This window comes from Acinetobacter sp. CAU_H_56, assembly GCF_058599425.1.
In genome coordinates, this window is record NZ_CM178654.1 from 2,471,115 (window position 1) to 2,485,344 (window position 14,230).

Genomic DNA, 14,230 nt, shown 5'->3' on the forward strand with positions numbered 1-14,230 from the left:
TTTCTATAGCCATCTTTTCGTTTTATTTATTCTTGTAATAAAGTCTGAGAAAATTATATTGATATTCCCCAAATTTTTCTGAATCTACATTACGGTTACGATCCATGCGGATGGTCGATGCTTTATCGGCAATTTTATCCATATAGAACTGTGGATACTGCATATCAACTAAAGCATAACGGTTAATGGTTGCATCTTCGACATGACGCATATCCGAATCTTTTAATGCCAAAAAGTTTTTTCGATATTGTTCAGGGACATTAATTAAATATAAAGTATTGTTTTCCCAAATTTCCTTAAATCGCTGTTCATCAAAACTGATATTACCTAGTGCTGGATCGGCAACATACACCCGTCCATTTTTATAAGCTTTGTACACGACAAAATGTTTAAATCCTGCATAGGAAATAGGAACAATGGCGGGTTGCCCCTGTTTAACCAGATCTTCAAATTCTCCACGATAGCCACCACTTTCCAAGCCTAAGGCAGCAACAAAACGCTTCATATCAAGAAGGGAAAAGCTACGACGTTCGATGATTTTATCCGTTTCACCAAATTTCATTAGGCCATTCATGACTTGCTGTTCACCCAGTTGGGTCCCCACATAGCCATTTAATAAAGTCGTAAGTGCAGCTGAACCACAACTATAATCATAAGCCTGACGCACAATTCCTTGAAACTGGTCTAACAGTGCTGGTTTGACTTCCACATGTTCGCGGTGCATACGCACAAAAGAGTCATTTCTTGAATCAAGAACTTCAGTATAGTGAACAGCGCCTGGAGGCTGTTTTTTAATATCCAGAGCTTCTTTGGCAGCGTAATACATCAATGCCGAGCCCAATGCAATCTCTAACATATTCTTTTACTTTTCTTATCATTGGCATGATGTGCCTAATTTTTCTTTTTATAGAGTCTTCACTCTACTTCCCTGTAACTAGAAAGATACCTTCTTTTTCAAAAAAATACAGTCTTTTTTTATTTTTTTAGATAGATGTTGTAGTCATAAAAAAAAGCGCGTGTAAACACGCGCTTTTTTAAGGTAAAAATTAGTGACCAGCGATCGTAATAATAGCGCCTGGAACATAAGTACCTTGTGCTGGACTAAAGTAAGTTTGCAGACCTTGAATTTCCATGTCACCAATTGAAGCTGCAGTACGGCTACCTAGGTGAATACCTTTCACATAGTTATCATGTGCGCCACTTGTGCTCACAATACGAATGAAACCGTCGTTTGCAGTTGATTCACCAAATACACTGATGCTTTGGTTCAATGTCAAATCTTTAGTACCAGCATCGGTTAACTTGATGCTTTCAATGAAGATTTCACCTGGGCCTGATGTGGTTACACCGTCAGCAACTGTTCCACCAGCTGTTGAGTTATCAAGGATACCCAGATTTTCAATCGTTAAGCCACCAATCATTGTTGCATTCAGTTTAATCATTGCGCCCTGTGGAGCAGCACCCAATTGAATATTGGCAGACATTGGACCTGTTTTAAGTGATAGGCCAGATAAAATCGCATTTTCCTTACCAGCACCACCACGGCGAATACTAGTAGCTGTAGCTGCTGGTTCATCACCTGATGCTACTACCCCAATTTCACCGATGTTAATATCTAAGCCAGATACTTCTGCTGCAATGTTGATGAATGGATCACCAGCACCAGCATCTGAGTCAATGGTTAAATCTGCAAGGTTACGTGAAGCTAGTAAATACGCACCATTGTCATCGTAGTTTGCACCAACTACAACACCATGAGCCGCTGTTGCACCCTCACCATTTGCTTTGATATAGATCGCACCTGCCTCGCCTGTGCCACCAGCACCCGAATAACCGTCGTTATCATGGATAAATAATTTTTCAATTTCAATTTTTGAAATACCGATACCGATTTTCAAACCGTCCTGACCTGTAGTCGCGCTTAGAGATGCATCGTCCAGTGCTTGCATCGCCATTGCGTTTGCACTAAAAGCAACTGAAGCAGCTAAAGCCAATTTTGTGAATTTTTTCATTGTTTACTCTCCCAAGAGTACTATTTTTTTTGGTTGTGAATCACTCAGTGCTGACGTTGTGTTTTTTATTTTCTGACAACGCAAAGCATCTTTCCTTGAGTAATTTTGCTCGCCCACTTAACTTAACGTCGAGTCATATTTTGATCAACTGTTGTTGGTCGCAATATTGAGCTTACCGACAAACGGTATTTGATGATTTAGAAATATTTTTTCCTATTCTTGATATAAAATACCGGGTCATATCGAAATATGCGCTACTGAATGAACGAAGCTCCTTACCATTGTCCTTTAAGTTTTGCATCTCTTCAGCTTAAAGATCTATTGCATGCATTAAGCCCCTTAGATCACCTGATATATTTAAATAATAATGGGCAGCCTTTTATTGCCTGCTGTGCACAGAAATATTTTATGGTGCAGGATGGACAAATTCAGTCATTTAAGAGAGTGGATATCGAGCAATATCAGGCTGATATAGCTGAACTCAGCTTAGAGCTTGAGCAAACTCCAGATATTCAAGCAAATGAATTTTCTGGAGGTTATGTTGGGTTTATTGGCTATGATTACGCTGCTCAACAGCACACCCAATACCCGGTGCGAGCTCAACCTAGCCTATTTATTGGTCAGTTTGATTCTTATATTAAGTTTGAAGCTGGTCAATGGGTATTCTATAGTCATGATCCGCAAGCAGAAGATATTTTCAATCATCTTCAAAATCTATTAAATCAAGCCTCCATACCATCGCAATTTCAATTAAAAACCCTTTGCAGCCCACGTTGGGACAAATCTCGCTATGCACAGGCATTCCAAGATATTCAGGATTATATTCTAGCCGGTGATTGTTACCAGATTAACTTGACCCAGGAATTTACAGCACTTGCTGAAGGTTCATTATTAGAGACTGCTCATGCTTTCTGGACATTAACCAATGCACCTTATGCGGGCTATCTTCGTATTGGTAATTTTGAATTATTGAGCTGTTCACCTGAACTGTTTATTGACTTTGAAGCACATCGAAAAATTGTCACCAAACCGATTAAAGGTACCATGCCACGTTTTGCCGATCCGGTGCTTGATGAGCAATCCAAACAACGATTAAAAGACTCAAGGAAGGATCAGGCTGAAAATGTCATGATTGTAGATTTGTTACGCAATGACCTTAGTGTTTATGCAGAAACAGGTTCAGTCAAGACACCTAAACTATTCAATATTGAGTCATTTAATCAGGTACATCATATGGTTAGCGAAGTCGAAGCGACCTTAAAAGAAGGTGTGCATCCTTTTGATGTATTACTGTCTGCACTTCCCGGTGGATCAATTACCGGTGCACCAAAGATTCGTGCCATGCAAATTATTGAAGAGTTAGAAGGTGCTCCACGTGGAGCGTATTGTGGTTCATTAGGTTATTTTAATTTTGATGGAACAGGAAGCTGGAATATTCTGATTCGCTCCATTCAGAAATATCAGGATGAGGTTTCACTTTGGGCCGGTGGTGGAATTACGATTTCTTCTGACCGTGATGCAGAGTATCAGGAGTGTTTTGATAAGGTTGAAGCCATGCTGGATTTACTCAATACCTGGTATAAACCCGAATAAATAAAAAAGCGGCTCCATAGAGTCTTGAATCTCCCCTAACCCCTCTTTAACAAAGAGGGGGATTCTCTCTCTTTAAAAAGAAAAAGGTTCCCTCCTTTATCAAAGGAGGGTTAGGGTGGATTTAACTAAGCTAAAATATCATTTTTCAATGTGTCTACCAAACGCTGATTTTGCTCATCTGTACCAATGGTAATACGTAAAAATTGATTGATACGAGGTTTATTAAAGTAACGTACGATAATGCCACGTTCCCGTAATTCAGCCGCTAACTCACCTGCATCTTTTGATGGTAGTGAAGCAAAAATAAAGTTCGCACTTGATGGCAAGACTTTGAAACCGAGCTCATTCAACTGATTAACCAGTTTTTCACGACTGGCAATGACTTTGGCATTTTGTGCTTCAAAGTATTCCTGATCTTCGAATGAAGCGACCGCAGCCGCAATCGCAAAACGATCCATTGGATAAGAGTTAAAGCTGTTTTTTACCGCTTCAAGTGCTGCAATTAAATGCGATTGGGCAATCGCAAAACCGACACGTAAGCCTGCTAAAGAGCGGGATTTTGAAGTCGTCTGACAGACTACTAGATTCTCGTATTTATCAATCAAACTCACTGCTGATTCAGCACCAAAATCTACATAGGCTTCATCAATGACGACTACTGAATCTGGATTCGCTTGCAGGATTTCTTCAATGCCAGACAAACCAAGTGCAATACTGGTTGGCGCATTTGGATTAGTGATGATAATACCGCCATTTGGCTGTTTATAATCATCTACTACAATTTCAAAAATTTCATTGAGTGGCAAGATTTTGGTTTTGACACCAAAGAACTGACTATAAACCGGATAGAAGCTATAGGTAATATCTGGATAAAGCAGTGGCTGTTCCTGAATAAAGAAGGCTTTAAAAATATGTGCCAAGACTTCATCAGAACCATTTCCTACAAAGACATTTTCAACAGTAACATTTTGCTGTCTAGCTATGGCATGTTTCAATTCAGATGCATCTGGATCTGGATAAAGACGTAAAACATCTGCGCCATTGGCTAAAACTTTTTGCACCGCTTCCACGACTTTCGGTGATGGTGGATACGGATTTTCATTGGTATTTAATTTTAAAAGGTTTTGAATTTTGGGCTGTTCGCCTGGAACGTAAGGCTCTAGCTCACGGACTTCAGGGCTCCAAAAACGCATTTGCTCTATGGTGATATTCGACATTTTCTATTCTCAAACTCCCTCTCCTTTTAGGAGAGGGTTAGGGAGAGGTCAAATAATTCCCCTTACCTAACCTCTCCCGAAGGGAAAGAAATATCTTTTATTCAATATAAGTATTTAATTACTGATAACGGTAGCGTGCTGAACGGGCATGCGCATCCAGATTTTCCTGCTGTGCCAGAACATCTGCAGTTTTCGCAAGGGTTTTCACACCATCTTCAGAACACATAATCAGGCTTGAACGTTTCTGGAAATCATACACACCCAGTGGTGATGAGAAACGTGCTGTACCCGATGTCGGTAATACATGGTTTGGACCTGCACAATAGTCACCAATCGCTTCAGGCGTATAACGTCCCATGAAGATCGCACCGGCATGGCGAATCTCTTCAGCCATTTCTTGAGCTTCATCCAAACACAGCATTAAATGTTCAGGTGCTACTTGGTTAATCAGCTCAATACCTTCAGCACGATCTTTCACAAGCACTAATGCACCACGATTGGCAATTGAAGTGCGGGCAATTTCTGCTTTTGGTAGAGCTAGCAAATGCTCTTCAATTGCTTGTTCTACTTCATTGAGAAGCTGTTCATCAGGCGTAATAAATACAGCTTGAGCAACATTGTCATGCTCAGCTTGAGATAATAAATCCATCGCTAACCATTTGGCATTGTTCTGCCCTTCTGCATAGATCAGAATTTCTGAAGGACCAGCAATCATGTCGATACCAACCTGACCAAATACTGCACGTTTTGCCGCAGCCACAAAACGGTTACCTGGACCAGTGATTTTATCGACACGTGGAATGGTTTCTGTACCATAGGCCAATGCAGCAACCGCTTGTGCGCCACCAATGGTAAATACACGGTGTACGCCAGCCAGATAGGCAGCAGCCAAGACTAATGGGTTCAGTTCACCATTTGGAGCAGGCACCACCATAACAATTTCACCTACACCTGCCACATGTGCAGGAACAGCATTCATTAACACCGAAGATGGATATGAAGCCAAGCCACCTGGTACATAGATCCCTACGCGATCCAATGGCGTCACTTTCTGACCCAAGGTATTACCTAGAGCGTCGACATACGTCCAACCATCCTGTTTTTGTGCCTGATGGAATTCACGAATGCGGTTTGCAGCCAATTCTAAAGCTTCACGCACTTCCGTCGTCAAGCCTTCAAAGGCTGCTTTAAGTTGCTCTTGAGTCAGTTCCAAATCTGAAAATTGATGCGCTGGATGTCGATCGAACTGCCGAGTCAATTTAAGAACATGAGCATCACCATGCTGACGCACGTCAGCAATAATTTGGTCTACAGTTTTTAAAAGTTCAGGATCATTCACGGTTTCAAAAGCCAACAAGTCAGCAAATGCTTGCTTGAAGTTTTGATCTTGTGTCGATAAACGTCGCATCAATTTACCCATAAGGTTTGAATTCGAAGGCTTTAGTTTACCTGTTTTCAAAGACTTTGTCGGTAGCTAGAACAGACTTGTGCTATGAGTTTTATTGGAAATAGCTTTAGATAAAATTGATGAAAGCATTAGGCTTCTTATCTTTTTGAGCACAAATAAAAAACCGCCCAAAGTGGACGGTCTTTAATACAGCGTAAATTTAAGCTTTTTTCGCCTGTTCGCGTGCTTCAACCGCTTGTTCAAGCTGGGCAAGAATTGGATTCAGCAATGCTTGCTTACGTTTAAAGCTGGCTTTGTTCACAATCAGACGTGAAGAGACTTTGCAGATTTCTTCAAGTGGCTCAAGACCATTGGCACGCAGTGTATTGCCTGTATCGACCACGTCAACAATGTAATCACCTAAACCCACCAATGGTGCAAGTTCCATTGAACCATAAAGCTTGATCACATCAACCTGTTCACCGAGGCTCGCGTAGTATTGACGGGTCAGATTCACGTATTTAGTCGCAATTTTTAAACGGCCTTTCGGACGCTCCATGCCGACTTTACCTGCTGTCATCAATTTGCAGTTGGCAATTTTAAGATCTAATGGTTCATAGACATTTTGCGCGCCATGTTCCATCAACACATCTTTACCTGCTACACCGATATCTGCCGCACCATTCTCAACATAAGTCGGCACATCAGAGGCACGTAAAATCAGGATACGCACCTGTTTATGCGTGGTTGGAAAAATCAGCTTACGTGATTTATCCGGATCTTCCAGCAGGTTAATCCCTGCTGTTTCAAGCAGAGGTAAAGTTTCTTTTAAGATACGGCCCTTGCTTAATGCTAACGTTAAACCATGATCAAAATTGCCCATTACGTCAAAGTTTGGATCATCGTTTCTCATATCACTCATTAACTTACTCGCTTAATTTGGGCACCTAAACCTTGTAACTTTGCTTCGACATCTTCATAACCGCGGTCAATATGATAAATACGGTCAATCAATGTTTCTCCTTCGGCTGCAAGTGCTGCAAGAACTAAAGAGAATGAAGCACGTAAATCTGTTGCCATCACAGGTGCTGCAGAAAGTTTTTCTACACCCGTTACGACAGCATCATTACCTTCGACCTGAATGTTGGCTCCCATACGGGCCAATTCAGGAACATGCATAAAACGGTTTTCAAAAATCGTTTCAGAAATTGTGGCAAATCCACGACCAATAGCATTGACTGCCATCAATTGGGCTTGCATATCTGTTGGGAAATCTGGATGTGGCAAGGTACGGAAGCTCACCGCTTTCGGACGTTTGCCCATCATATCCAGTTCAATCCAGTCATCACCACGAGTGACTTCTGCACCCATTTCTTCAAACTTATCCAGTACAGCTTCCATTAAAGCTGGATCTGTATGTGTGGTTTTAACACGACCACCTGTAATAGCTGCAGCAGCCAGATAAGAACCAGTTTCAATACGGTCGGCCACTACTGCATATTCACAGCCATGCAGGCTTTCTACACCGGTAACCACTAGGGTATCGGTATCTAGACCTTCAATTTTCGCACCCATCTTAATCAGCATTTGAGCAAGATCAGTAATTTCAGGTTCGCGCGCCGCATTACGAATCGTGGTCACACCATCCGCCAATACTGCAGCCATCAGAATATTTTCAGTACCACCCACAGTCACCATATCAAAGACAACTTCACCGCCTTTCAGACGACCATCGACTTTAGCATGGACATAGCCGGCCTCAACCTCAATCTCGGCACCTAAAGCTTCTAGTGCTTTCAAATGCTGATCGACTGGACGAGAACCAATCGCACATCCACCTGGCAGGGATACTTTTGCACTACCGTAGCGCGCCAATAGAGGACCAAGCACCAAAATAGAAGCACGCATGGTTTTTACGAGTTCATAAGGTGCAAACTGGTTATCCAAAGTAGAGGTATCTGCAATAACTGTATCGCCTTCATAACTAATCGTGATCCCAAGACCTGCGATCAGCTTTACCAAGGTATTTACATCTTTTAGATTTGGAACATTTCTAAGTGTGATTGGCGTATCAGCAAGAATCATTGCTGCTAATAATGGAAGCGCTGCATTTTTTGCACCAGAAATACGCACTTCACCGTCGAGCTTAATACCGCCCTGAATTAAGAATTTATCCATTAATTGATTAAGCTCCAAATAAGCTTGCTTTACGCCATTCTTCTTTGGTCAATGCACGAATGGTCACAGCATGCACTGCACCACTGGCAATATGGGAATTGAGAGGAGCATAAACAGCTTGTTGACGTGCAACCGGACGTTTACCTTCAAACTGATCATCCACAATACGGAGATCGAATTTTCCGCCCTGACCACTCACAGCAACATCCGCCTCAGGAAAAGCGGCTTTTAAAATTTCAGCGAGCTGTTCATTATTCATCACAAGACCTCTTATAGGACTAAGGGTGTAAAACGAGTCATTTTACTATAAATGTAAAAAATAATTCATTAGTCACATACATTATATATATAAAAAAAGAGGCTTTTAAAAACCTCTTTTCCCCCATTTGGTCGCTTAAATGGCTAAACTCTGATGATTCAGCTGCATTTCGCGATATCGGTCAATCTGTTTTTTTAATTTTTCCGTCAAAATTTTAATCGAGGTATACATGTCATCAGCATTGGCATGAGCAAAAAACTCAATACCCGGTAAACGGACAATCGCTTCTGCGATATGGTTACTACTGCCTCTTTTTGAGCGCTTATCAATCTGATGATCTTTGGAAAGCTTAACCTGCATGCTGTTCACCTGATCCAGATGTTTGGTCATCTGTGAAAATTTCGTTTTTATAGTTTCTTCAATCGCTGGCGTAATTGATAAATGATGTCCACGAATTGTTATTTGCATAGTTCTATCCCTCACCTTCGTTAGGATCAGAAGAGTCACAGTTAAAAATGAAAAGAATACAATAACTTGCTCAAGCAAAATCGTGATTTAAAGTATTTATTCAGATCATTTTTACCATTCCTCAAAAGAAAAAAGATTCATTACGATGTCATAATGAATCTCTAGAATAATCAAATTTCAAAAACTAGATCAAGACTTTTCGCTCAGAAGAGGAAGGAATATGTAACGATTCACGATATTTCGCGACCGTGCGTCGTGCCACATCAATCCCCTCTTCTTTCAAAAGATTGGCAATTGCATTGTCAGATAAAGGCTTACGTGCATTTTCTTCTGCAATCATTTTCTTAATTTTGGCACGGATCGCAGTAGATGAAGCCTCTCCTCCAGAAGTCGTTCCCACATGACTCGAGAAGAAGTATTTCAGTTCGAATAAACCACGTGGGGTCAGCATATATTTGTTAGTCGTTACACGGGATACAGTTGATTCATGTAGTTCCACTTCTTCAGCAATATCACGTAAAACCAGAGGCTTCATACCTTCAGGGCCAATTTCTAAAAAACTTTTCTGATGTTCAACAATACAGGTGGCTACTTTCAATAAAGTTTTATGACGTTCATCGATACTTTTAATAAAGTTTTTCGCTTCCAGCATCTGATTACGAAGATATTGATTATCTTCGCTCTGATCAGCACGACGAATCATATTGGTATAAAAAGAATTTAGTCTCAACTTAGGCATCACATCAGGGTTTAACGTCACCTGCCAGCAGTCATTCTTTTTCATTACCACGACATCCGGGATCTGATAATCAGATTCTTTACTTTCAAACTCCAGCCCAGGATATGGCTTAAGAGTTTTCAGCAAATCAACCGCACAGCGTAATTGTTCCTGATTTAAACCAGTTTGCTTAATGAGTTTGGGTAATTCATTGGTAATCAGCAGCTCATAATGTTGCAGCAATTTAACCGCATCATTACGACAAGGGGTATTAACTGGTAGGCTATCTAGCTGAATCAATAAACACTCAGCTAGATTTCTGGAACCTACTCCAATCGGATCAAGACGCTGAATATGCTTGAGAACAACGAGTACTTCATCCTCTTCGATTTCTTCCTCATAATCCATGGAAGATAAAAGATGCTGTACTGATGCAGTAATTTCAGAAATTTCTGCATCTAGAAAACCCTTTTCGTCTAGAGAATCAATAATGCAGTATGCAATCAGCTGATCAATGCGAGAAAAGTGCAGTAGATTAATCTGCTCGAGCATATATTCTTGTAAGCTTTGCTGGCTTTGACGGTTATCTTCACGCTCTTCGAATTCTGCTGCACCCAGACTTGTCGGTTGATGAGTATAGACATCATCCCAGTCGGTATCTACAGGTAGATCGTCCGGAAGATGGTCTGCATTGAGTTCATTGGTTAAATCCTTTTGACTCGCATCAACAGTCGAAAGACTTTCAACACTGATTTGCTCTTCAACTTTTTCTAACAAAGGATTACTATCAAGTTGTAGCTGGATTTCTTGCTCTAGTTCTAGACTGGATAATTGTAATAAGCGGATTGCTTGTTGTAACTGTGGAGTTAATGACAGCGAGTTGGCAATTCGCAATCCCACTGATAATTTCATATGACCCCCTAATAAAAATCTCGTTTTATAAGCAATTTTCATGCCGTTTTAACTTTTATAACATAGTTTGATAAAAAAACACACAAAACTATAGTGATTTCATGAACTCTACCGTCACTTTTATATAATTTTTTAAGCATTATTAATCACTTATTTTTATTAAACAGTAATTAACCAATTTGTAAATTAATATAATTTGATTTAATTTTTTAAATCTCACGCATAAAAAAGCCCTCTGCGTGAGCAGAGGGCTTTTTAGGAATAATGAGCTGGCGATGACTTACTCTCACATGGGATACCCCACACTACCATCAGCGCTAAGAGGTTTCACTTCTGAGTTCGGGAAGGGATCAGGTGGTTCACTCTTGCTATGGTCGCCAGCACAACTGGTATGATTACTCGCTATGGTCTTATCTACGTTGCTTACGCTTCGTTTGCCTAGCTTTCTTCAAATAGAATGCATTAACAGATGTATCTGAGTCGCAGTAGTTTGTTCGATTAGCTTAACTAAATCAAGGTTTCGTCTGATCGTTAGATCAATATGAAATCAATTGATGCTTTATATACAACTGCTTGGGTGTTGTATAGTCAAGCCTCACGAGCAATTAGTATTGGTCAGCTTCATGCATCACTGCACTTCCACATCCAACCTATCAACGTCGTAGTCTTCAACGGCTCTTTAGGAGACATAAAGTCTCGGGGAAATCTTATCTTGAGGTAGGCTTCCCGCTTAGATGCTTTCAGCGGTTATCCCTTCCGAACATAGCTACCCGGCGATGCGACTGGCGTCACAACCGGTACACCAGAGGTTCGTCCACTCTGGTCCTCTCGTACTAGGAGCAGATCCTCTCAAATTTCCAGCGCCCACGGTAGATAGGGACCGAACTGTCTCACGACGTTCTAAACCCAGCTCGCGTACCTCTTTAAATGGCGAACAGCCATACCCTTGGGACCTGCTTCAGCCCCAGGATGAGATGAGCCGACATCGAGGTGCCAAACACCGCCGTCGATATGAACTCTTGGGCGGTATCAGCCTGTTATCCCCAGAGTACCTTTTATCCGTTGAGCGATGGCCCTTCCATACAGAACCACCGGATCACTAAGACCTACTTTCGTACCTGCTCGACTTGTGGGTCTCGCAGTTAAGCGCGCTTTTGCCTTTATACTCTACGCGTGATTTCCGACCACGCTGAGCGCACCTTCGTACTCCTCCGTTACTCTTTAGGAGGAGACCGCCCCAGTCAAACTACCCACCAGACATGGTCCTCGCTCCAGATTATGGAGCAGAGTTAGAACCTCAATATTACCAGGGTGGTATTTCAAGGACGGCTCCATGGCAACTAGCGTCACCACTTCAAAGCCTCCCACCTATCCTACACAAGTAAGATCAAAGTTCAATGTCAAGCTGCAGTAAAGGTTCACGGGGTCTTTCCGTCTAGCCGCGGGTACACCGCATCTTCACGGCGAATTCGATTTCACTGAGCCTCTGCTGGAGACAGCGCCGCCATCATTATGCCATTCGTGCAGGTCGGAACTTACCCGACAAGGAATTTCGCTACCTTAGGACCGTTATAGTTACGGCCGCCGTTTACTGGGGCTTCGATCAATAGCTTCGCTTGCGCTAACCACATCAATTAACCTTCCAGCACCGGGCAGGCATCACACCCTATACGTCCACTTTCGTGTTTGCAGAGTGCTATGTTTTTAATAAACAGTTGCAGCGGCCTGGTTTCTGAGGCTGCCAACAGCTCAAGGAGCAAGTCCTATCACCGCCGGCAGCGTACCTTCTCCCGAAGTTACGGTACCATTTTGCCTAGTTCCTTCAGCAGAGTTCTCTCAAGCGCTTTGGTCTACTCGACCTGACCACCTGTGTCGGTTTCGGGTACGATTCCAGTGTAACTGAAGCTTAGAGACTTTTCCTGGAAGTATGGTATCAGCCACTTCACCAGTAAACTGGCTTGCTATCAACTCTCAGCATAGAGCACCCCGGATTTGCCTAAGATGCATGCCTACTGTCTTCCACCTGGACAACCAACGCCAGGCTGACTTAACCTTCTCCGTCCTCTCATCGCATTACACTGAAGTATTGGAATATTAACCAATTTCCCATCGACTACGCCTCTCGGCCTCGCCTTAGGGGTCGACTCACCCAGCCCCGATTAACGTTGGACTGGAACCCTTGGTCTTTCAGCGAACGGGTTTTTCACCCGTTTTGTCGTTACTCACGTCAGCATTCGCACTTCTGATACCTCCAGCATGCTTCTCAACACACCTTCATCGGCTTACAGAACGCTCCCCTACCACTTGCAATAAATTGCAAATCCGCAGCTTCGGTACATAGTTTTAGCCCCGTTACATCTTCCGCGCAGGCCGACTCGACTAGTGAGCTATTACGCTTTCTTTAAAGGGTGGCTGCTTCTAAGCCAACCTCCTAGCTGTCTATGCCTTCCCACATCGTTTCCCACTTAACTATGATTTAGGGACCTTAGCTGGCGGTCTGGATTGTTTTCCTCTTGACTACGGACGTTAGCACCCGCAGTCTGTCTCCCGGATAGTACTCATTGGTATTCGGAGTTTGCATCGGTTTGGTAAGTCGGGATGACCCCCTAGCCGAAACAGTGCTCTACCCCCAATGGTATTCGTCCGAGGCGCTACCTAAATAGCTTTCGGGGAGAACCAGCTATCACCGAGTTTGATTAGCCTTTCACCCCTATCCACAAGTCATCCCCTGGCTTTTCAACGACAGTGGGTTCGGTCCTCCAGTTAGTGTTACCCAACCTTCAACCTGCTCATGGATAGATCACCCGGTTTCGGGTCTATACCCAGCAACTAAACGCCCTATTAAGACTCGATTTCTCTACGGCTCCCCTATTCGGTTAACCTCGCTACTGAATATAAGTCGCTGACCCATTATACAAAAGGTACGCAGTCACCACACAAAGTGGCTCCCACTGCTTGTATGCATGCGGTTTCAGGATCTATTTCACTCCCCTCACAGGGGTTCTTTTCGCCTTTCCCTCACGGTACTGGTTCACTATCGGTCAGTCAGGAGTATTTAGCCTTAGAGGATGGTCCCCCTATATTCAGACAAGGTTTCACGTGCCTCGCCCTACTCGACATCATCATATCAGCCCTTTCGTGTACAGGACTATCACCCACTATGGTTGCACTTCCCAGAGCATTCCACTAAAACTGATATGACTTAATGGGCTGTTCCCCTTTCGCTCGCCGCTACTGAGGGAATCTCAATTGATTTCTTTTCCTACGGATACTGAGATGTTTCACTTCTCCGCGTTCGCCTCATAAACCTATGTATTCAGTTTATGATACCGACCTTATAGCCGGTGGGTTTCCCCATTCAGACATCTCCGGATCACAGGATATTTGCCGCCTCCCCGGAGCTTTTCGCAGGCTATCACGTCTTTCTTCGCCTCTGACTGCCAAGGCATCCACCACATGCACTTAATTACTTGACTATACAACCCC

10 protein-coding genes and 2 rRNA genes are annotated in these 14,230 nt (G+C 42.7%); 1 reads left to right on the forward strand and 11 read right to left on the reverse strand.

Features of this window, described 5'->3' with window-relative positions:
- Positions 1–22 precede the first annotated feature (22 nt).
- Both filB and filA read right to left on the reverse strand, forming a co-directional pair.
- Positions 23–856 carry a putative pilus system C39 family peptidase FilB gene (filB, locus tag AC4MCC_RS11690; protein WP_180054084.1) on the reverse strand — a complete coding sequence of 278 codons (834 nt, stop codon included), beginning with the start codon at positions 854–856 and terminating at the stop codon, positions 23–25.
- A gap of 190 nt (positions 857–1,046) precedes the next feature.
- Entirely contained in the window at positions 1,047–2,012 is a 966-nt protein-coding gene (filA, locus tag AC4MCC_RS11695) for a putative pilus system protein FilA (protein WP_491885332.1), read from the reverse strand.
- 261 nt (positions 2,013–2,273) lie between these two features.
- Here filA and AC4MCC_RS11700 point away from each other — a divergent pair, with 261 nt between their 5' ends.
- The gene (locus tag AC4MCC_RS11700; protein WP_491885333.1) at positions 2,274–3,605 is read left to right on the forward strand and encodes an anthranilate synthase component I family protein; all 1,332 of its coding nucleotides are present in this window, start codon (positions 2,274–2,276) and stop codon (positions 3,603–3,605) included.
- Between the two features lie 125 nt (positions 3,606–3,730).
- Here the strand turns inward: AC4MCC_RS11700 and hisC are convergent, their stop codons facing one another.
- The 9 genes from hisC to AC4MCC_RS11745 form a co-directional block, all read right to left on the reverse strand.
- A complete protein-coding gene (hisC, locus tag AC4MCC_RS11705; protein ID WP_491885334.1) occupies positions 3,731–4,822 on the reverse strand; it encodes a histidinol-phosphate transaminase in 1,092 nt (363 codons plus the stop codon).
- 118 nt (positions 4,823–4,940) lie between these two features.
- Complete coding sequence (gene hisD / locus AC4MCC_RS11710; RefSeq protein ID WP_180138589.1) at positions 4,941–6,242, reverse strand: histidinol dehydrogenase; 1,302 nt, start codon at positions 6,240–6,242, stop codon at positions 4,941–4,943.
- Positions 6,243–6,429: 187 nt separating this feature from the next.
- Positions 6,430–7,131, reverse strand: coding sequence for an ATP phosphoribosyltransferase (gene hisG, locus AC4MCC_RS11715; RefSeq protein WP_005234128.1), 702 nt, complete (start codon positions 7,129–7,131; stop codon positions 6,430–6,432).
- Entirely contained in the window at positions 7,131–8,387 is a 1,257-nt protein-coding gene (murA, locus tag AC4MCC_RS11720) for a UDP-N-acetylglucosamine 1-carboxyvinyltransferase (protein ID WP_004783411.1), read from the reverse strand. Before murA ends, hisG begins: the two co-directional genes overlap by 1 nt.
- A gap of 7 nt (positions 8,388–8,394) precedes the next feature.
- Entirely contained in the window at positions 8,395–8,646 is a 252-nt protein-coding gene (ibaG, locus tag AC4MCC_RS11725; protein WP_004783413.1) for a BolA family iron metabolism protein IbaG, read from the reverse strand.
- A gap of 135 nt (positions 8,647–8,781) precedes the next feature.
- Positions 8,782–9,114, reverse strand: a complete 333-nt coding sequence (hpf, locus tag AC4MCC_RS11730; protein WP_004783414.1) for a ribosome hibernation-promoting factor, HPF/YfiA family — start codon at positions 9,112–9,114, stop codon at positions 8,782–8,784.
- Positions 9,115–9,298: 184 nt separating this feature from the next.
- Positions 9,299–10,744 carry an RNA polymerase factor sigma-54 gene (locus AC4MCC_RS11735; protein WP_125279334.1) on the reverse strand — a complete coding sequence of 482 codons (1,446 nt, stop codon included), beginning with the start codon at positions 10,742–10,744 and terminating at the stop codon, positions 9,299–9,301.
- A gap of 267 nt (positions 10,745–11,011) precedes the next feature.
- Positions 11,012–11,126 (reverse strand): 5S ribosomal RNA (rrf, locus tag AC4MCC_RS11740).
- A 202-nt stretch (positions 11,127–11,328) separates the two neighbouring features.
- Positions 11,329–14,220, reverse strand: a 23S ribosomal RNA gene (locus tag AC4MCC_RS11745).
- Positions 14,221–14,230: the final 10 nt, after the last annotated feature.